This window comes from Actinomadura scrupuli, from assembly GCF_050971785.1.
GTDB classification, from domain to species: Bacteria; Actinomycetota; Actinomycetes; order Streptosporangiales; family Streptosporangiaceae; genus Actinomadura_E; species Actinomadura_E scrupuli.
This window is the reverse complement of sequence record NZ_JBPCCU010000001.1, coordinates 420,399-437,745: the sequence shown is the minus strand read 5'-3', so window position 1 is coordinate 437,745 and position 17,347 is coordinate 420,399. Positions and strand designations below refer to the sequence as shown.

At 71.6% G+C, this 17,347-nt stretch carries 14 protein-coding genes; 7 read left to right on the top strand and 7 right to left on the bottom strand.

Going from position 1 to position 17,347, the window contains the following annotated elements:
• Positions 1-58 precede the first annotated feature (58 nt).
• Together ACRYCC_RS02100 and ACRYCC_RS02095 are read left to right on the top strand one after the other, a co-directional pair.
• Complete coding sequence (locus tag ACRYCC_RS02100; RefSeq protein WP_433808066.1) at positions 59-1,378, top strand: UDP-glucose dehydrogenase family protein; 1,320 nt, start codon at positions 59-61, stop codon at positions 1,376-1,378.
• A 37-nt stretch (positions 1,379-1,415) separates the two neighbouring features.
• Positions 1,416-1,829, top strand: coding sequence for a CoA-binding protein (locus ACRYCC_RS02095; RefSeq protein ID WP_433808064.1), 414 nt, complete (start codon positions 1,416-1,418; stop codon positions 1,827-1,829).
• 21 nt (positions 1,830-1,850) lie between these two features.
• On the opposite strand, the gene purE is transcribed toward ACRYCC_RS02095, so the two are convergent.
• A complete protein-coding gene (purE, locus tag ACRYCC_RS02090; protein ID WP_433808062.1) occupies positions 1,851-2,375 on the bottom strand; it encodes a 5-(carboxyamino)imidazole ribonucleotide mutase in 525 nt (174 codons plus the stop codon).
• A 37-nt stretch (positions 2,376-2,412) separates the two neighbouring features.
• Complete coding sequence (locus ACRYCC_RS02085; RefSeq protein ID WP_433809895.1) at positions 2,413-3,555, bottom strand: 5-(carboxyamino)imidazole ribonucleotide synthase; 1,143 nt, start codon at positions 3,553-3,555, stop codon at positions 2,413-2,415.
• 397 nt (positions 3,556-3,952) lie between these two features.
• Between ACRYCC_RS02085 and ACRYCC_RS02080 the strand changes: the two genes are divergently transcribed.
• The gene (locus ACRYCC_RS02080) at positions 3,953-4,474 is read left to right on the top strand and encodes a GtrA family protein (RefSeq protein WP_433808060.1); all 522 of its coding nucleotides are present in this window, start codon (positions 3,953-3,955) and stop codon (positions 4,472-4,474) included.
• 30 nt (positions 4,475-4,504) lie between these two features.
• On the opposite strand, the gene ACRYCC_RS02075 is transcribed toward ACRYCC_RS02080, so the two are convergent.
• Together ACRYCC_RS02075 and ACRYCC_RS02070 are read right to left on the bottom strand one after the other, a co-directional pair.
• Positions 4,505-5,782: an ATP-binding protein gene (locus tag ACRYCC_RS02075; RefSeq protein WP_433808058.1), complete on the bottom strand. Its 1,278-nt coding sequence runs from the start codon at positions 5,780-5,782 to the stop codon at positions 4,505-4,507.
• Positions 5,783-5,920: 138 nt separating this feature from the next.
• Complete coding sequence (locus ACRYCC_RS02070) at positions 5,921-6,592, bottom strand: response regulator transcription factor (RefSeq protein WP_433808056.1); 672 nt, start codon at positions 6,590-6,592, stop codon at positions 5,921-5,923.
• A gap of 234 nt (positions 6,593-6,826) precedes the next feature.
• Between ACRYCC_RS02070 and ACRYCC_RS02065 the strand changes: the two genes are divergently transcribed.
• A complete protein-coding gene (locus tag ACRYCC_RS02065; RefSeq protein ID WP_433808054.1) occupies positions 6,827-8,233 on the top strand; it encodes a DUF2079 domain-containing protein in 1,407 nt (468 codons plus the stop codon).
• A gap of 6 nt (positions 8,234-8,239) precedes the next feature.
• Here the strand turns inward: ACRYCC_RS02065 and treZ are convergent, their stop codons facing one another.
• From treZ to glgX, 3 genes are all read right to left on the bottom strand, one after another.
• Positions 8,240-10,066, bottom strand: coding sequence for a malto-oligosyltrehalose trehalohydrolase (gene treZ, locus ACRYCC_RS02060; RefSeq protein ID WP_433808052.1), 1,827 nt, complete (start codon positions 10,064-10,066; stop codon positions 8,240-8,242).
• 64 nt (positions 10,067-10,130) lie between these two features.
• Positions 10,131-12,599, bottom strand: coding sequence for a malto-oligosyltrehalose synthase (treY, locus tag ACRYCC_RS02055; protein WP_433808050.1), 2,469 nt, complete (start codon positions 12,597-12,599; stop codon positions 10,131-10,133).
• Positions 12,592-14,742: a glycogen debranching protein GlgX gene (glgX, locus tag ACRYCC_RS02050; RefSeq protein WP_433808048.1), complete on the bottom strand. Its 2,151-nt coding sequence runs from the start codon at positions 14,740-14,742 to the stop codon at positions 12,592-12,594. The genes treY and glgX overlap by 8 nt, the downstream gene beginning before the upstream one ends.
• Before the next feature lie 160 nt (positions 14,743-14,902).
• On the opposite strand from glgX, the gene ACRYCC_RS02045 reads away from it, so the two are divergent.
• The 3 genes from ACRYCC_RS02045 to ACRYCC_RS02035 all read left to right on the top strand — a co-directional run bounded on the left by ACRYCC_RS02045 (position 14,903) and on the right by ACRYCC_RS02035 (position 17,342).
• Entirely contained in the window at positions 14,903-15,226 is a 324-nt protein-coding gene (locus ACRYCC_RS02045) for a (2Fe-2S)-binding protein (protein ID WP_433808046.1), read from the top strand.
• Between the two features lie 22 nt (positions 15,227-15,248).
• Positions 15,249-15,731 carry a bacterioferritin gene (gene bfr / locus ACRYCC_RS02040; protein WP_433808044.1) on the top strand — a complete coding sequence of 161 codons (483 nt, stop codon included), beginning with the start codon at positions 15,249-15,251 and terminating at the stop codon, positions 15,729-15,731.
• A gap of 75 nt (positions 15,732-15,806) precedes the next feature.
• Positions 15,807-17,342: a CYTH and CHAD domain-containing protein gene (locus ACRYCC_RS02035; RefSeq protein ID WP_433808042.1), complete on the top strand. Its 1,536-nt coding sequence runs from the start codon at positions 15,807-15,809 to the stop codon at positions 17,340-17,342.
• Positions 17,343-17,347 lie beyond the last annotated feature (5 nt).

The following is a 17,347-nucleotide window of genomic DNA, read 5'->3' as shown; positions in this document are numbered from 1 at the left end:
TACCCATGAGTAAAATGCGCCACCGGTGCAAGGGGGCACCACCCCGGAAGGAGCGGCCATGACCCTGCGATTGACGGTTATCGGCACCGGATATCTCGGTGCCACCCATGCGGCGTGCATGGCGGATCTGGGCTTCGAGGTACTCGGTCTCGACGTCGACAAGGACAAGATCGATCGCCTGTCCGCAGGGGATCTCCCGGTCTTCGAGCCGGGTCTGGAGACGGTGCTGCGGCGCAACCTGGAGAACGGGCGGCTGCGCTTCACCACCTCCTACGACGAGGTCGCCGAGTTCGGGGACGTGCACTTCATCTGCGTCGGCACTCCGCAGAAGGCCGCCGAGTACGCCGCGGATCTCACCTATGTCGACGAGTCGCTGACCGCGCTGGCCCACCGGCTGGAGCGCCCGTGCCTGGTGGTCGGCAAGTCCACGGTGCCGGTGGGCACCGCCGAGCGGCTGGCCGAGCGGCTGGCCAGGCTGGCCCCCGTCGGCGCGGACGCCGAGCTGGCCTGGAACCCGGAGTTCCTGCGCGAGGGCTTCGCGGTCCAGGACACGCTGCATCCCGACCGGATCGTCGCCGGGGTGCTGTCCGAGCGGGCGGAGAAGACCCTTCGCGAGGTGTACGCGCCGATGATCGCCGATGGCACGCCGTTCATCGTCGCCGACTACCCCACCTCCGAGCTGGTCAAGGTCGCCGCCAACGCCTTCCTGGCCACCAAGATCTCTTTCATCAACGCGATGGCCGAGGTGTGCGAGGCCGCGCACGCCGACGTGACCAAGCTCTCCGAGGCGCTTTCGCACGACGACCGGATCGGCGGCAAGTTCCTCGGGCCGGGGCTGGGCTTCGGCGGCGGCTGCCTGCCCAAGGACATCCGCGCCTTCATGGCCCGGGCCGGTGAGCTCGGGGTGGACCAGGCGCTGTCGTTCCTCCGCGAGGTCGACGCGATCAACATCCGCCGCCGGCTGCGGATGGTGGACCTCGCCCGCGAGCTCATGGGCGGTTCCTTCATCGGCCGTACGGTCGGGGTCCTCGGTGCGGCGTTCAAGCCCAACTCCGACGACGTACGCGACTCGCCGGCACTCGACGTCGCCGCCTCCATCCGTGCCCAGGGCGGGCACGTCACCGTGTACGACCCGCAGGCGCTGAACAACGCCCGCCGGGCGCAGCCCGATCTCAACTACGGTGCCTCCACCCTCGACGCGGCACGCGGCGCGCACGTCATGTTGCTGCTGACCGAGTGGGCCGAGTTCCGCGACATGGACCCCGACACGCTCGGGGCCGTGGTCGCCGAGAAGAACATCGTGGACGGCCGCAACGCCCTCGATCCCGAGGTGTGGCGCAGCGCCGGCTGGAACTACCGCGCCCTCGGCCGCCCCTGAACGGGAATCCTGGGCCGGTGACCGCGTTGTAGGGGACATGGATGTCAGGTTCGCGGACCAGAGCGTGATCAGGCGGCTGCTACGGGAGTCGAAGACCTGGGCCTTCGTCGGCCTCAGCGACAATCCGCACCGGACGGTGTACGACCAGGCCCGGTTGCTGCAGTCGCGCGGGAAGCGGATCGTGCCGGTCCATCCGGCCGCGGCGACCGTGCTGGGCGAGCAGGGCTACACCTCACTGGCGGAGGTGCCGGTCCCGGTCGACGTCGTCGGTGTCTACCGGCGCACCGAGCACGCCGGCGCGGTGGTCGACGAGGCCATCGCGGCGGGCGCCGGGGCCGTCTGGCTGCCCCTCGACGTCATCGACGAGGCCGCCGCCGGGCGCGCCCTCGGCGCCGGGCTGGACGTCGTCATGAACCGCTGCCCCGCCGTGGAGTGGACACTGCGCCGCTGACCCGGCGGGCCGCGGCGCCGGTCACGGGGAGGGGGGTGCGGCCTGCTCCGGAGAGACGATGTCCCGGAGCCGGGCTCCCTTGGCCTTGGCCTGGTCGTAGAGGTCTCGCTGGAAGGCCGTCATCTTCGCCTGGAGGCTCTGGTCGGCGGTCGCGAGGATGCGTACCGCCAGCAGGCCGGCGTTGCGGGCCGCGCCCACCGCGACCGTCGCCACCGGGACGCCCGCCGGCATCTGCACGATGGACAGCAGCGAGTCCATGCCGTCGAGGTACTTCAGCGGCACCGGCACCCCGATCACCGGCAGCGGGGTCACCGAGGCGAGCATGCCCGGCAGGTGCGCCGCACCGCCCGCCCCCGCGATGATCACGCGCAGCCCGCGGGCGGCCGCCTCCGAGCCGTAGGCCATCATGTCGTGCGGCATCCGGTGGGCGGAGACGACATCGGCCTCGAAGGGCACGTCGAACTCCTCGAGCGTCTCCGCCGCGGCCCGCATCACCGGCCAGTCCGAGTCGCTCCCCATCACCACACCGACCAGTGGCGTCGTCATGCCCCATTCCCCTCTGTCAGGACCGGCTCCCACCCCGTCACGAACGGGAAGGGCCCCGGCGCAGGTAGTCGGCGGCGTGGCGGGCGCGCTCGCGAACCTCGTCGAGATCGTCGCCGAGCGCGGTCACATGGCCGATCTTGCGGCCGGGCCGGACGTCCTTGCCGTAGAAGTGCACCTTGATCGCTGGATCGTGGGCCATGACGTGGATGTAGCGAGGGTAGACGTCGGGGTCGGTCCCGCCGAGCACGTTGGCCATCACCGCGTACGGAGCGGTGGGCGACGGGGTGCCCAGGGGCAGGTCGAGCGTGGCCCGCAGGTGCTGTTCGAACTGGGAGGTGCGGGCGCCCTCGATGGTCCAGTGACCGGAGTTGTGCGGGCGCATCGCCAGTTCGTTGACCAGGAGCCCGTCGGCGCGTTCGAACAGCTCGACGGCGAGCAGCCCCACCACTCCCAGCCGGTCGGCGATCTCCAGCGCGAGGCGCTGAGCCTGCGCGGCGACCTCGTCGTCCAGGCCGGGCGCCGGGGAGATCACCTCGTGGCAGATCCCGTCCCGCTGGACGGTCTCCACGATGGGGTACGCCGCGCCCTGGCCGTGCGGGGACCTGGCCACCAGCGCGGCCAGCTCCCGGCGGAACCCCACGTGCTCCTCGGCCAGCAGCCCCACGCCCTCCGTGGCCGCCCGGTCCACCACGGCCGCGGCCTCGCCGGCCGAGCCGCAGACCCACACGCCCTTGCCGTCGTAGCCGCCCCGGGTAGCCTTGAGCACGACCGGCCAGCCCGTCTCCTCCGCGAAGGCCATGACGTCGGCCGCCGAGGAGATCACGGCGAATCTCGGGCAGGGCACGCCCAGCGCGGAGAGCCGCTCGCGCATCACCCGCTTGTCCTGGGCGTGCAGCAGCGCGGCCGACCCCGGCCTGCAGACCACTCCGGCGGCCTCCAGCGCCTCGATGACGCGGCCGGGCACCTGCTCGTGGTCGAAGGTGACCACATCACAGCCCTTGGCGAAGGCCAGCAGATCATCGAGCCGGTCGGGGTCGCCGATCCGTACGTCCGCGCAGACCCGGGCCGCGGAGTCACCGGCGGACTGGCTGAGCACCCGGAGCGTCACACCGAGCCCGATCGCCGCCTGCTGGGTCATCCGGGCGAGCTGGCCCCCGCCCACCATTCCGACGATCGGCATCTGACCTGGATCTCTCACGCTCGAAAGGGTAGCCGCAGCAGGGTGCTCCCACGTCAGGAGTCCCGTGGGAGGGCTCCCGCCGGGCCGGAGGTCCACCCGGCGCCCGGCCCGGGGCCTCTGCCCGGGTATTCGCGGGGGCCGTGAACGGACCGGGGCCCTCGTGCGTCAAACTGAACATGACCTCGGTGTCAGGGACGCGTTCGCGCCATCGCTGTTCCGATCATGAACTGGAATTTCGCGATGGCCGCAACACGTTGACCAAGCGATGCCACAATGATCACGGTGAGCGCCGCCATCGTCGGCGGACGGCCGGTGTTCCACATGAAATCGCCGGGCCCCACGGGGCTCTAGTGCCCGTGGTCCACCGGGTCGGCGCCCAGAGGGAAGGTCTTTCTTCGTGAGCTTCATCGCTGGTCTCAACCGGAGGTTCGCCCATCTGCGGCGTGAGCTCGCGAAGTTCGGAAGCGTCGGTGCGATCGCCTTCCTCATCACCTTCGGGATCTTCAACCTCCTGCACGTCAGCCTCGGCGTCGGCCCCGTCTCCGCCAACGTGATCGCCACCGTGGTGGCCACCACGTTCGCCTACTTCGCCAACCGCCACTGGACGTTCCGGCACCGGGACCGCACCGGGGTGGGCCGCGAGTACGTGCTGTTCTTCCTCCTCAACGGCGTCGGCCTGGTGATCACCTCGCTGTTCGTCGGTTTCACCACGTACGTGCTCGGCCTCGAGGGCGTCATCCCGTCCAACGCCTCCTTGATCATCGGCACCGGGGTGGCCACGCTCTTCCGGTTCTGGTCGTACAAGAAGTGGGTGTTCCGGTCCGTCCGGCACGCCACCCCCCACGAGGCGTACTCCCGCGCGGCCGGCGCCCGGACCGCGGAGCACACCCGGCCGGACCCCGTCACCCAGCCCCGCTGACCGCCCCTGCCACGGGCCCGCCACGGCCCCTCAGACGGGTCCGCTGACCACCCGCTGGTTCGCGAGCCGGACCTCGGTGGCCTTGCGCAAAAAAATGGCAAAGCTTGCCGGCCGGGCCCGTACGAGCTCGAGCCGGCCGCCGTCGACGGCCGCCAGCGACCGGGCCAGGTAGAGCCCCAGCCCGGTGCCCTCGCCGCCGGTGACGCTGCGCTCGAACACCCGGCGCTCGATGTCGGCGGGCACGCCGGGGCCCTCGTCGCCGACCTCGATCACCACCGAGGCGTTGGTGACCTTGACGTGCATGGTGACGGTGCCGGCGCCGTGCACCAGGGAGTTGTCCAGCAGGGTGGCGATGATCTGCGACAACCCAGCCGGAGTGGTGATCGCGACGAGGCCGCGCTCGCCGGTGAGGCGCACCTCGCGGCCGTCCCGGCCGAAGATCGGCTGCCATTCCTCGATCTGCTGAGCGACGATCTCGTCGATGTGGGCCGGGACTGCCGCGCCCGTGCGGTCATGCCGGGCCCGGGCCAGCAGCTGCTCCACGACCGCGACCAGGCGCTCGATCTGGGCGAGCGCGGCGTGGCCCTCCTCCCGGACGACGTCGGGGTAGTCCGCAGCCTCCACCATCTCGTCCAGCCGCATGGTCAGCGCGGTGAGCGGCGTACGGAGCTGGTGGCTGGCGTCGGAGGCGAACTCCCGGCTGGCCGCGAGCAGGTCGGCGATCCGCACCGCACTGCGGTCCAGCACCTCCGCCACCCGGTCCACCTCGGGGATGCCGTAGCGACGCCGCCGGGGACGGGCGTTGCCGGTGCCCAGCCGGTCGGCGGTCTCGGCGAGATCGATCAGCGGCAGGGTCAGCTTCCGGGCCTGCACCATCGCCAGCCCGACCGTCACCGCCACGCCGAGCAGGACCAGGCTCCCGATGAGCAGCATCGAGCGCAGCGCGTCGTCCTCCACCTGCGACGCCTCTTCGGAGACCTCGACCTGGACGCCCGCCGCGGCCCGGCGCTCGGAGATGACCGAGGTGTTCCTGGCCGGGGACCCGCCCGCCATGAGCAGCGTGTCGTCCGGCAGCCGGACCATGATGTAGCGGCCGGGGAACTCCTGTGCGATCAGCTCTTTGGTGATCGGCTGCTTGGACTCCAGCCGGAACTGCACGCCGGCCAGCACCGTGGAGGCCTCTCGCTCCAGCGATTGCTGGGCCTCCTCGTGGATGAGCCGGTTGGTCGCGTAGGCAAGGGGGATGCCGAGCAGCAGAATCGCGACGAGCGCGACGGCGAGCGTCGACAGAAGCAGCCGACGCCTCATCGGGGGCTCCTTACGTTGTGGGGAGGCCGCGCCAGGGCGCGGTCGTAAGGTCACCGCGCGGGCGATTCACCCCCTGGAGAGTGAACGCCCGCGCGCACACGGCTTCGGGCAGGGGCTGGGAGCCGGTCACGGCGAGGTCTAGTCGCCGCGCTCGAACCGGAACCCGACTCCCCGCACCGTGGTGATGTAACGAGGGCTGCCGGCGTCGTCCCCCAACTTGCGCCGCAACCACGATATGTGCATGTCAAGGGTCTTTGTGGATCCCCACCAGTTGGTATCCCATACCTCCCGCATGATCTGTTCTCGGGTGACCACCTTTCCGGCGTCCCGGACGAGCACCCGCAGCAGATCGAACTCCTTGGTGGTCAGTTGCAGCTCCTGTTCCCCCATCCAGGCGCGGCGTGATTCGGCGTCGATGCGGACGCCCTGCACGATCGGGGTCTCGGTGCTGCCCCTGCGCAAGAGCGCCCGCACCCGGGCGAGTAATTCGGCGAGCCGGAAGGGCTTGGTCACATAGTCGTCGGCGCCCGCGTCGAGACCGACGACTGTGTCGACCTCGTCGGCGCGGGCGGTCAGGATGAGGATGGGAACGCCGTGCCCTTCGGAACGGACCCGGCGTGCCACCTCAAGCCCGTCGAGCTCGGGCAGCCCGAGGTCGAGAACGATGAGGTCCACACCGCCCCCGAGCGCCCGCTCGAGAGCCTGTGGCCCATCGGGGCTGACTTCGACGTTGTACCCCTCCCGTCGCAGTGCGCGAGCGAGGGGCTCAGAGATGGACGTGTCGTCCTCGGCGAGCAGTACTGAGGTCATGCCTTGATGTTAGGACCAATGATGAACGTTTCCCGGCTACTGCAAGGGCCTTGACCTGTGGTTTGCCACTCGTAGTACATCCTCGAACACGGCATAACACTTTATAGGGGGAGTAACTCTATGTGATCAGACGCTCACCGGCCGGGCGTCTGAGATACTTGCGGCCTCACCCACCGCCACCAAGATGCCACCCGGACGCCATCCGGACGTCACGAAGAACGGAAGAGCTCGTCCGTGCCCGCACGAGAGACCGGCCCGCGCGCCGCCTGGCCTCCCCGTCCGGTCTATCTGACCGCCCTGCCGTTCTTCGTGCTCTACACCCTCTACTCGCTGCTGCGGCACGCCCAGCTCGGCACCGCCGGCTTCGATCTGGGCATCTTCGACCAGGCGGTCCGCGCCTACGCGAACTTCGACGCACCGGTGGTGCCGCTCAAGGGCCCCGGGTTCAACCTGCTCGGGGACCACTTCCACCCGGCCCTGATCGTCCTCGTGCCGCTCTACTGGCTCTGGGCCGATGCCCGCATGCTCCTGATCGCCCAGGCGGCCCTCATGGCGATCTCCGTCGTCCCGATCGCCCGGCTGGCGATCGGCCGGCTCGGGGTCCGGGCCGGGCTGGCGGTCGCCGCCGCCTACGGGCTGTCCTGGGGGATCCAGGGCGCGCTCGGATTCGACTTCCACGAGATCGCGCTGGCCGTGCCGCTGATCGCCTACGCCATGGCGGCGCTGGCCGAGGAGCGCTGGCGGGCCGCCGCGCGGTGGACCCTTCCGCTGCTGCTGGTCAAGGAGGACATGGGCCTGACCGTCGCGGCGGTCGGCGGCTACCTGCTGCTGCGCCGGCAGTGGCGGCTCGGCGGCGCGCTGGTCGCGGCCGGGGCCACGGCGCTGGCGCTGATCCTCCTGGTGGTGATCCCGCACTTCAGCCCCTCCGGTGAGTACCGCTACTGGGGCTCGGTGCGCCAGGGCGGCGATCAGGGCCTGCTGGGGCAGTTGCTGAGCCTGCCCGGCGGCTTCGCGGAGCACCCGGACAAGTGGATCCTGCCGATCTGCCTGCTCGGCGTGACCGCCTTCGCCGCGCTGCGCTCGCCGTTGCTGATCATCGCGGCCCCCGTCGTGCTGTACCGGCTGGCCTCGAACAATCCGCTGCACTGGAGCGTCGGGTTCGTGCACTACAACGCGATCCTGATGCCGATCGTCTTCGTCGCCTTCCTCGACGCCCTGAGCAGGCTGGGGCAGAGTGACCGCCGGGCCGCCCGCGCCTTCGCCCGGCTCTCGGTGCCGGTGGCCGTGGTGTTCGCGGTCGGGGTGCTCCCGCAGTTCGCCTTCTGGCGCTTCACCAGCCCCGACTTCTACCGGTTCTCGCCGGGGGTGACCGCCGCCCGGGACCTGATGCGCGAGATCCCCGACGGTGCCACCGTCGCGGCCGGCGACTACCTGGCGCCGCAGCTGACCGATCGCTGCGCCGTGGTGCTCTTCCCCGACCCGTTCCGCCGGGCCACCGACTGGGTCATCGTCGACACCACCCGCCTGTCGGTCGTGCCCGCCCCGGAGGCACAGCAGCGGGCCGCCCTGCAGGCCCTTCCCGGGCAGGGGTTCCGGCTGGTCGGCGACCGGGCCGGCATCCTGCTCTTCCACCGGGCCTGACCGGGCCTAAGAGGGCTCCGGCGCGGCGCGCTCCAGTACCCCGACCGATGACGGCGGCAGTTCCAGCTCCGCCCCGTGCTCTCCGGTGGTGAGCCGTACGGCCGGCGCGGAGGCGAGCAGCAGGCGGTCCGCCCGTACCAGCAGGCGCAGGGCCTCGGCGCCCAGGTTGGCGGCGACCAGCAGCGACCCCCGGGTCATCAGCAGCCGGCCGGTGTCCTCGTCGGCCTCCACCTCGACTTCGGTGAGCCGGGGGTCGGTCAGCTCCGGCCTGGCCCGGCGAAGCGCGATCAACGCCTGGTACCACTCCAGCAGCTCGCGGTGCCGGGGCTCCTCCGGCTCCGTCCAGTCCAGCACCGACCGCCGGAAGGTGTCCACAGCCTGTGGATCGGGCACCTCGACGGCCGGCCCGGCGCCGTCGTCCGTCCCCTCCGGCCTCCCCTCCGAGATCGCCCCCCAGTCGTGCCGGGCGAACTCCCGGCGCCGGCCCTCGGTCACCGCGCGGGCCAGTTCCGGCTCGAGGTGGTCGGTGAAGTAGCACCACGGGGTGGTGGCCCCCCACTCCTCGCCCATGAAGAGCATCGGCGAGTACGGCGAGGTCAGCAGCAGCGCCGCGCCCGTCTTGAGGCGATCGGCGGTCAGGCTCGCCGACAGCCGGTCGCCCGCCGCCCGGTTGCCGATCTGGTCGTGGTTCTGCAGGAAGCCCAGGAACCGGTGGCCCGGCGTGCGGAGCAGGTCCACCGGCCGGCCATGGCGGCGTCCGCGGAACGACGACCACGTGCCGTCGTGGAAGAACACCCTGGTCAGGACCTTGGCCAGCGCGGCCATCGAGCCGAAGTCACCGTAGTAACCCTGGCGTTCACCGGTGAGGGCGCTGTGCAGGGCGTGGTGGAAGTCGTCGCTCCACTGCGCGTCCAGCCCGTACCCGCCCGACTCCCGGGAGGTGACCAGCCGGGGATCGTTCAGGTCGGACTCGGCGATGAGGAACAGCTCCCTGCCCGCCCGGGCCCGCAGCCCGGCCACCTCGGCCGCCAGCTCCTCGAGCAGGTGCACCGCCCGCTGGTCGTTGATGGCGTGCACGGCGTCCAGCCGCAGCCCGTCCAGGTGGTAGTCGCGCAACCACATCAGCGCGTTGCCGACGACGAAGTCCCGGACCTCGTCGGAGCCCGGCTGGTCGAAGTTGACCGCCGCCCCCCACGGGGTCTGGTGCGCCTCGGTGAAGTACGGGCCGTACCGGCTCAGGTAGTTGCCGCTCGGGCCGAGGTGGTTGTAGACGACGTCGAGGGCGACTGCCAGCCCCCGGCCGTGGCACGCGTCGACGAACCGCTTCAGCCCGTCCGGGCCGCCGTACGGCTCGTGCACCGCCCACAGGTGGACGCCGTCGTAGCCCCAGCCGTGCCGCCCCGGGAACGCCGCCACCGGCATGAGCTCCACGACGTCGACCCCGAGCCGGACCAGATGGCCGAGCCGTCCGATCGCCGCGTCGAAGGTGCCCTCAGGGGTGAAGGTCCCCACGTGCAGCTCGTACAGGACGCTGCCCGCCAGCGGCCGGCCGCGCCACAGCCGGTCCGTCCACGCGAAGCCCTCGTGGTCGTGCACCCGGCTGGGCCCGTGCACGCCGTGGGGCTGCCGGGGCGACCGCGGATCGGGCAGCGGCCCGTCACCGTCGAGGTAGAACCCGTAGTCGGTGCCGGGCCCCGCCGCGGCGACGTCGGCCGCCCACCAGCCGGGCCGCCCGGCGGGCCGCATCTCCCGGCGGGCGCCGGCACCGGGTCCGGGCAGGATCTCGACCTCGACGCGTTCCGCCTCGGGAGCCCACACCTCGAACGTCGTCACTCGACCTCCCCATGACGTCACCGAGACGTCGACTGAACGGCACTGAACGGCCCGGCCGGACGGGTCATGGGCCCGCCTGCTCGACGAGCAGCGCCACCGGCAGCCCGTCCAGCACGTCGGCGAGGCGCAGGGACGGGCCGTGGTGGACGCCGTCCGTGAGCACGTCCCGGTAGCGGGCGCCCGGCACCGTCAGGGTGGTCTCGCCCCACCCGCCGCGCCGCCGCAGGCCGTGCGGCAGCCGGGTCACGACGGTGAGGGCGCGGCCCCGGCGGAAGGCGACGACATGCGCGGCCGCGGGCCCGTCGGCCAGGACCGGCTCGTAGGGCGCGGCGCCCGCGTCCGGGCCCACCCCGGCGCCGAACCAGCCGGGCTCGCTCCGGCGCAGCCGCAGCGCACGTGAGGTGACCAGGAGTTTCTCGTCGTCGAGGTCCTGAGGGGGCTTGCCGGTGTCCAGCCGGGCCAGCCGCTCGCGGCGGACCGCGTAGTCGACCGGGCGCCGGTTGTCCGGGTCCACCAGGGACAGGCCGGTGAGCTCGCAGCCCTGGTAGACGTCGGGCACGCCCGGCATGGTGAGCTGCACCAGCTTCTGCCCCAGTGTGTTGACCCGGGCGTACGGCTCCAGGGCGGCCACGAACTCCGACAGCTCGGTCACCAGGGCGGGGTCGGCGAGGACCCCGCGCGCGTAGTCCAGGACGTCCCGCTCGTACCCGGGGTCGCCGTCCGTCCACGAGGTCCGGGTCTTGGCCTCGCGCATGGCCTTGGTGAGGTACTCGGTCAGCCGGCCGGCGTCGATCGGCCAGGCCCCCACCAGGGTCTGCCACATGAGGTACTCCAGGTCGGGCTCCAGCGGGGAGGCGTGCTCCCCGGTGCGCTCCGGCCCGTGCCGCGAGGCGTACCCGGCGGCCGCCCGCTCCCGCCACCCGGTCACCGACGCCCGCCAGCGTTCCGGCAGCTCGGCGAGCACCGCCAGCCGGGCGCGGACGTCCTCCTGGCGCTTGGTGTCATGGGTGGACAGCGTCGTCATCGTGGCCGGCCAGTCGTGGGCCAGCCGGGTGGCGTAGGCGTGGAACCCCCCGGGCGACACCGAGAACCGGGACGGGTCGCCGCCGACCTCGGTCAGCGCCACCAGCCGGGACCAGCGGTAGAAGGCGGTGTCCTCGACCCCCTTGGCCATCAGCGGAGCGGAGGTCTGCTGGAACCGCACGGCGAACTCCGCCCGCGCGTCCGGGACCGCCCCGCCGGAGCCCTCGGCGGAACCGCCGGAGCCCTCGGCGGAGCCGCCGGGCTCGCCCAGGGCGAGCCGGGCCACCGCGTCGAGCTCCGGGCCCAGCTCGGCCGGCAGCCGGGTCATGGCGCGTTCCACCGCCTGGCCGATGATCTCCACCGAGGTCCGGGGCGCCTTCTCACCGGGTACGACGTAGGCACGGTAGACCGGCATGGCGACCAGCAGCTCGACGAGCACCCGCCGCAGTGCCTGCGCGTCGCCGGACGGCAGGCACCGGCACAGCACCCGGTGCAGGCGCTCCACCTCCGGCCGCAGCCCGCCCTCGACCGCATCCCGTTTGGCCGCCTCCTCCACCCGGGCGAAGCCGTACTCCCCGGCGGGCACGGCCGGCCCGTGATCGCCCGCCTGGCCGCCGGTGAACGCGCGGTGGGCGTCGGTGAGGGGCTCCTCGCCGGCGGGGTCCACGAAGAGCCCGCCGACCCGCCCCAGCGCGTCGTACCCGGTGGTGCCGGCGCACGGCCAGTCGGCCGGCAGCCACTCCGTGCCGGTGAGGATCTTCTCCACCACCGTCCAGGTGCCCGGGGCGGCCCGGTCGAGCATCCGCAGGTAGCCGCGCGGGTCGGTGAGGCCGTCGGGGTGGTCGATCCGCAGTCCGTCGATCAGCCCCTCCCGGACGAGCCGCAGCAGCACCTCGTGGGTCTGCCGGAAGACCTCCGGCTCCTCCACCCGCAGGCCGATGAGCGTGGAGATCTCGAAGAACCGGCGGTAGTTGGGCCCCTCCCGCCAGTACGCCAGCCGGTAGTGGTCGTCCGGCAGCGGGAAGCGGTGCCCGAAGTAGTGCAGCTGTCCGTCCACGGGCCGGAGGTCGCCACGGCTGTCCTCGTACGGCCCGCCGAGCACCGGCAGCACGATCCGCTCGCCCTCGACGTCGAACCAGGCGGCGTACGGCGAGGCCGGGCCGTCCGCCAGGACCGACCAGAACTGGCGGTTGAGGGTCTCCGGCTCCGGGGCGGCCATGTGGTTGGGCACCACGTCGACGATCACCTTCAGGCCGCGGGACCGGAAGCGGGCGGCCATCGCGCGGAAGGCCGCCTCACCGCCGAGGTCGTCCGAGATCCGGGAGTGGTCCACGACGTCGTAGCCGTGCGCGGAGCCGGGCACGGCCTGCAGGATCGGGGACAGGTAGACGTGCGAGACGCCGAGTGCCGCCAGGTGGTCCGCGATCTCCGCGGCGTCGGCGAACCCGAACTCCGCGCGCAGCTGAAGACGGTAGGCACCCGACGGTGACCGGTGGGCGGGCTCAGACACGTCGCAGCACCTGGGTGGACCGCGCCTCCACTTGGATGATCTCTCCTGCCTTCGCCGCCGGCCGTTCGTTCTCCAGCAACGGGATGGGGACGGCGGTGTCGAGCTCCTTGCGCCACATGGCGCCGTAGCGGACCGGGGGCATGGTGAACGGCAGATCGCCGTAGTGCGCGTTGAACAGCAGCAGGAAGGAGTCGTCGCGGACCCGCTCGCCGCGGCGATCGGGTTCGGCGATCGCGTCGCCGTTGAGGAAGACCGCCAGCGACTTGGCGAAGCCCGCGCTCCAGTCGCTGTCCGACATCTCCTCGCCGCCCGGGGTGAGCCACGCGATGTCCGGCAGGTTGGAGTCGTCGGCCTGACCGCCCGCGGGCGTGTCCCGGATGGGTTTGCCGTGGAAGAACCTGCGCTGGCGGAGCACCGGGTGATCGGCGCGCAGCCGGATCAGCCGCTGCACGAACTCCATCAGCGTCCAGTTGTGGCGGGCCGTGGCCCAGTCGATCCAGGCGAGTTCGTTGTCCTGGCAGTAGACGTTGTTGTTGCCGCGCTGGGTGCGCCCGATCTCGTCGCCGTGCGACAGCATCGGGACCCCCTGGGACAGCAGGACCGTGGTGAGCATGTTGCGCTTCTGCTTCTCGCGCAGCGCGATCACCTCGAGATCGCCGGTCTCGCCCTCGTACCCGCAGTTCCAGGAGCGGTTGTCGTCGGTGCCGTCCCGGTTGGCCTCGCCGTTGGCGTCGTTGTGCTTGGTGTTGTACGAGACCAGGTCGTGCAGCGAGAAGCCGTCATGGCAGGTCACGAAGTTGATCGAGGCCAGCGGCCTGCGGCCGTCGTCGGCGTACAGGTCGCTGGAGCCGGTCAGCCGGGAGGCGAAGTCGGGCATGGTGGCCGGCTCGCCGCGCCAGAAGTCCCGGACGGTGTCGCGGAACTTGCCGTTCCACTCCGTCCACAGCGGCGGGAAGTTGCCGACCTGGTAGCCGCCCTCCCCGACGTCCCACGGCTCGGCGATCAGCTTCACCTGGGAGACGATCGGGTCCTGCTGGACCAGGTCGAAGAAGGCCGCCAGCCGGTCGACCTCGTGCAGCTCGCGGGCGAGGGTGGCGGCGAGGTCGAAGCGGAACCCGTCCACGTGCATCTCGGTCACCCAGTACCGCAGCGAGTCCATGATCAATTGCAGGACGTGCGGGTGCCGCATGAGCAGGCTGTTGCCGGTGCCGGTGGTGTCCATGTAGAAGCGCGGATCGTCGTCGACCAGCCGGTAGTAGGCGGAGTTGTCCAGCCCCCGGAACGACAGCGTCGGGCCCAGGTGGCTGCCCTCGGCGGTGTGGTTGTAGACGACGTCGAGGATGACCTCGATGCCCGCCTCGTGCAGGGCCTTCACCATCGACTTGAACTCCAGCACCTGCTCGCCGCGCTGGCCGCCGGCGGAGTAGGCGTTGTGCGGGGCGAAGAACCCGATGGTGTTGTAGCCCCAGTAGTTGCGCAGGCCCTTCTTCACGAGGTGGTCGTCGTGCACGAACTGGTGGACGGGCATCAGCTCGACGGCGGAGACGCCCAGCCCCTTCAGATAGTCGATCATCACCGGATGGGCGAGGGCGGCATAGGTGCCGCGCTGCCGCTCGGGGATGTCCGGATGCAGCCTGCTGACACCCTTCACGTGGGCTTCGTAGATCACCGTCTCGTGGTACGGCGTCCGCGGCGGCCGGTCGTCGCCCCAGTCGAAGTACGGATTGACCACGACGGACCGCATCGTGTGCGGCGCCGAGTCGAGATCGTTGCGGGAGGACGGATCGTCGAAGTCGTAGCCGAAGCAGGACGGATCCCAGTCCATCTCGCCCTCGATCGCCTGGGCGTAGGGGTCGAGCAGCAGCTTGGCGGGGTTGCACCGCTGGCCCTTGGAGGGGTCGTAGGGCCCGTGCACCCGGAATCCGTAGCGCTGCCCCGGCATGACGCCGGGCAGGTAGCCGTGCCAGACGAACCCGTCGACCTCCGGCAGGTCGTAACGGGTCTCCGCCCCGTCCGGCGCGGCCCCGTCGAAGAGGCACAACTCGACCCGCTCCGCGGCTTCGGAGAAGACGGCGAAGTTGGTGCCCGCTCCGTCGAATCTGGCGCCGAGCGGATAGGCCTCGCCCGGCCAGAGGTTCGTCACATCGTGCCCTTCCCTAGGTCAGCAGGGGCCTTTCCCAGGCGGGGCAGGAACATGCCGACGATGAGCGACTAGCCATATTCATCACACTTGGGGTAACTTAGGGAAGCCTTACCTTAACCCCTGTTCACCGGCTGTTCCGCCTGATCAAAGGTTGCTCCGTATGTACGTCTGCGTCTGCAACGCCGTCACCGAGGACGATGTGCGCGGCTGTGTGCTGGCCGGCGCCTGCTCCACCCGGGAGGTCCGGTCGGCCTGCGGCATGCAACCCGGCTGCGGGTCCTGCACCAAACGTATCCGCGCACTGGTGAGCGAGAGCCTGACGGCCATCGACCTGGTCGACTCGATCACCGGCGGCCCCCGGCGGGCCGCGGACGCCGTGCCGGCGCCGCCGCGGACCGCGCCCGGTGCCGCCCCGGCGGCCCCGGCGGCCCCGCTTGTCACGGCAGGCACCCGCGACACGGGACCGGTCGAGCACGCGGCCTGACACACGTGTCACGATGAGGGGTATGGAAGGCGACAAGGACATCATCATGCTGCTCAACGAGCAGCTGACGGCCGAACTGACCGCGATCAACCAGTACTTCCTGCACGCCAAGATGCAGGAGCACTGGGGCTACACGGCGCTCGCCCGGCACACCCGCGCCGAGTCCTTCGACGAGATGCGGCACGCCGAGACCCTCACCGACCGCATCCTGTTCCTGGAGGGCCTGCCCAACTACCAGCGGCTGGGCACCCTGCGCATCGGCCAGACGGTGCCCGAGCAACTGCGCTCCGACCTGGACATCGAGATGGAGGCCGTGGCACGGCTGCGGCCCGGCATCGAGTTCATGCGATCGCGCGGCGACGTCACCTCCGCCCGGATCTTCGAGATGATCCTCGCCGACGAGGAGGAGCACGTCGACTACCTGGAGACCGAGCTCGGCCTGCTGCAGACCCTCGGGGAGGGCCTCTACCTCCAGCGGTTCGCCACGCCACCCGGCGACGACTGATCCGGCTCTCGTCACGATCACGATCGGGTGTCATGCTGAGTCCACCTCCCTTCGAGTCTCCCGGGAGGAGACTGCGTGACCCAGCATCTCGAGATCGAACGCAAGTACGACGCCGACTCGCATTTCGTCCTTCCCGACCTGACCGACCTTCCGGGCTGCGCCTCGGTGAGCGCGCCGGAGACCCACCATCTGGTGGCCCGGTACTTCGACACCGACGACTTCCGGCTGGCCGGCCGGAGCATCACCTTCCGTCGGCGTGAGGGCGGCGAGGACGCCGGCTGGCATGTGAAGATCCCGGCCGGCCGGGACGCCAAGAAGGAGATACGGGCCCCGCTCGACGGCTCCGACCCGCCCGGCACGCTCACCGACCTGGTCGCCGGCTGCCTGCGCGGGCACGCCCTGAGCCCGGTCGCCACCCTGGAGACGCACCGGACGGTCGTCCGGCTGCTCGACGCCGACGGGCGGATGCTCGCCGAGGTCGCCGACGACGCCGTGTCCGGGGAGGTGCTCACCACCGAGGACACCGCCCTCAGCACCTGGCGGGAGATCGAGGTCGAGCTCGGGCCGGCCGGCTCCCCCGAGCTGCTGAAGGCCGTCGGCCAGCGGCTGCGGCTGTCCGGGGCCCGCCGGGCGGGGTCTCACTCGAAGGTGGGGCGCCTGCTGGAGACGCACGGCGCCGTCCCCGCCAAGCACGCGGCCCGCCCGTCGCGGCAGCCGCGGACGGCCGGTGCCGTCGCGATCGCCTATCTCGCCGCCCAGCTCGAGGCGCTGGCGGTGTACGACCCGAAGGCACGGCTGGCGGAGCCCGACGCGGTGCACCGGATGCGCGTCGCGGTCCGCCGGATCCGCAGCCTGCTCAAGAGCTACGGCCCGGTACTGGACCGCGCCCGGACCGACGCGCTGCAGCCGGAGCTGAAGTGGCTCGCCGACGGTCTCGGCGAGGTGCGCGACCTGGAGGTGCTGTGCGAGCGCTTCTCCGGGCGCCTGCGGGACCTGCCCGCGGAGGTCAGCCGGCACCGTGGCTGGCTGGACGCGATGACGGCCCAGGAGCGGGAGGCCTACCGCCGGGTCAACGCGAACCTCAACAGCCGGCGCTACTTCGACCTGCTGGACGCGCTGGACCGGCTGGTGGCCGAGCCGCCCTACACCGACCGGGCCGGGCTGGACGCCGCCCGGGAGGTGCCCCGGCTGGTGATCCGGGCCTGGCACCGGCTCGCCCGGGCGTACGAGCTCATCGCGGGCCTCGACGATCCGGCCGAGATCGACCTGGCCCGGCACGAGGCGCGCAAGGACGCCAAGCGCGCCCGCTACGCCGCCGAGGCGGCCACCGCCGCGCTCGGCCGGCCCGCGGCCAGGGTGGCCGCGCAGGCCAAGAAGGTCCAGGAGGTCCTCGGCGGCTACCAGGACGGCGTGATCGCCCAGGAACGCCTCGCGCTGGCCGCCGCGTCCGCCGCCCCGGAGGAGCTGTTCACCCTGGGCGTGCTGTCGGGCATCGAGTACTGCGCCGCCCAGGAGGCGCTGCGCGAGATCCCCGAGGTCTGGCGACAGGTGACCCACCCCAGGCATCTCAAGCCGCTGCTCACCCAGGCCGACACCTCTCCCGGCCCCTGATCCCC

Coding starts and splice junctions, on each gene's coding strand:
- bfr (WP_433808044.1), top strand. CDS start 15,249: ATGGAAGGCGACAAGGACATCATCATGCTGCTCAACGAGCAGCTGACG.
- ACRYCC_RS02095 (WP_433808064.1), top strand. CDS start 1,416: ATGGATGTCAGGTTCGCGGACCAGAGCGTGATCAGGCGGCTGCTACGG.
- ACRYCC_RS02075 (WP_433808058.1), bottom strand. CDS start 5,782: ATGAGGCGTCGGCTGCTTCTGTCGACGCTCGCCGTCGCGCTCGTCGCG.
- ACRYCC_RS02100 (WP_433808066.1), top strand. CDS start 59: ATGACCCTGCGATTGACGGTTATCGGCACCGGATATCTCGGTGCCACC.
- ACRYCC_RS02085 (WP_433809895.1), bottom strand. CDS start 3,555: ATGCCGATCGTCGGAATGGTGGGCGGGGGCCAGCTCGCCCGGATGACC.
- ACRYCC_RS02045 (WP_433808046.1), top strand. CDS start 14,903: ATGTACGTCTGCGTCTGCAACGCCGTCACCGAGGACGATGTGCGCGGC.
- ACRYCC_RS02070 (WP_433808056.1), bottom strand. CDS start 6,592: ATGACCTCAGTACTGCTCGCCGAGGACGACACGTCCATCTCTGAGCCC.
- purE (WP_433808062.1), bottom strand. CDS start 2,375: ATGACGACGCCACTGGTCGGTGTGGTGATGGGGAGCGACTCGGACTGG.